This window comes from Acidovorax sp. KNOB132 (assembly GCF_057541515.1).
In genome coordinates, this window is sequence record NZ_BAAJYT010000532.1 from 1 (window position 1) to 1,249 (window position 1,249).

The 1,249-nt window shown below is 73.5% G+C and carries 2 protein-coding genes; both read right to left on the reverse strand.

The annotated features are described in order from the left end of the window. The coding region (locus tag AC27IO_RS24400; RefSeq protein WP_498741239.1) for an aspartate/glutamate racemase family protein at nt 1-463 on the reverse strand (463 nt) is incomplete at its 3' end. Nucleotides 464-494: 31 nt separating this feature from the next. Then, nucleotides 495-1,172 carry a GntR family transcriptional regulator gene (locus AC27IO_RS24405; RefSeq protein WP_284399561.1) on the reverse strand — a complete coding sequence of 226 codons (678 nt, stop codon included), beginning with the start codon at nt 1,170-1,172 and terminating at the stop codon, nt 495-497. Between the last annotated feature and the right edge of the window lie 77 nt (nt 1,173-1,249).

The following is a 1,249-nucleotide window of genomic DNA, read 5'->3' on the forward strand; positions in this document are numbered from 1 at the left end:
GGGCCAGTTGCGCGCCGGTGGGTGCCACCGTGTGGATGCCCGCCAGCATGGGCGCATGCCCCAGTGCCTGCGCCAGGCGCTGCAGCATCGGGCCCCAGCGCTCGCCGCCGGTGACGATGCCGAAGCGCCCTTGCCGCGCCGCCGTGATGAAAGAGGCCTCGGCCAGCCCGGTCACCGGCACCGGGCTGCTCTCGCGCAGCGCCATCAGGCCCGGATCTCCGAAACAGCCGACCAGCACCGCATCGGGCGCGCGGCCGCCGTCCGCCAGCGCAGCGGCCCAGGCGTCCAGCGCCGCATGAGAGGCCACCGCGTAGCTGGCCTCGCAGGCGATGTAGGGCGCGCCGAACCGGGCCGTGGCCGTTCGCACCTGCACGTGCGATCCGGCGGCGGCCTGCACATGGCGCTGCAGCAAGGCGCTCACGCTGGCCGAGGTGTTGGGGTTGATGACGAGCAGTTGGCGCATGCGTTGCCTTGTTGTCCGGGTGCGCGGCGCGTCAGGCCGCGCGGCCCGCACCCAGCAGTTGCACCAGATCCGGCGCCGCGTCCTGAGGGGGCGTGAATTCGAGCTGCGATTCGATGCGCGCCAGGTGGTCGAGCATGCGCCGCGCGGCCTCGCCCGCATCGCGCAGGCGGATCGCGTCGATCAGCGCGCGGTGCTCGCGGCAGCCGCAGGCCGTGGCCTCTTCGCGGGCCTGCACATGGCTGGGGCTGTAGGTCATGAGGATGAGCGATGTGCGCGACACCAGCTCGCGCAGGATGCGCCCCAGCGTCTGGTGGCCGGCCGCCTGCGCGATGTGCAGGTGAAAGTCCCCCGACAGCCGGATCGCCCGGCGCATGTCGCCCGCCTGGCGCGAGGCCTCCTCGTCGGCCACGCTCTGCACCAGCCAGGCCACGTCCTGCGCGGTGGCCGTCTCCACGAAGAGCGACACCAGGCGCGGCTCGATCAGGCGGCGCGCCTCGAACACCTCGCGCGCCTCCTGCACCGTGGGCTGGGCGATGGAGGCGCCACGGCGCGGCGTGAGGGTGACCACCTGCTCGCCCGCCAGGCGCACCAGCACCGGCCGCACGCGGGTGCGCGATACGCCGAAGGCCATGGCCAGCTTGTCTTCCACCAGCTTGGTGCCGGGCGGCAGGCGATGGTCCAGGATGGCCGAGACCATGCGCTCGTACATGTCGTTGTCGCTCAGCAGGCCGTCGTCGGCATCGGTCGCAGGCAGCGCGGCGGTGCGCGGGGACGCGGCCCTGCGGC

Excerpts from the sequence above, each read along its gene's own strand:
- AC27IO_RS24405 (WP_284399561.1), bottom strand. The coding sequence starts at position 1,172 with ATGTACGAGCGCATGGTCTCGGCCATCCTGGACCATCGCCTGCCGCCC.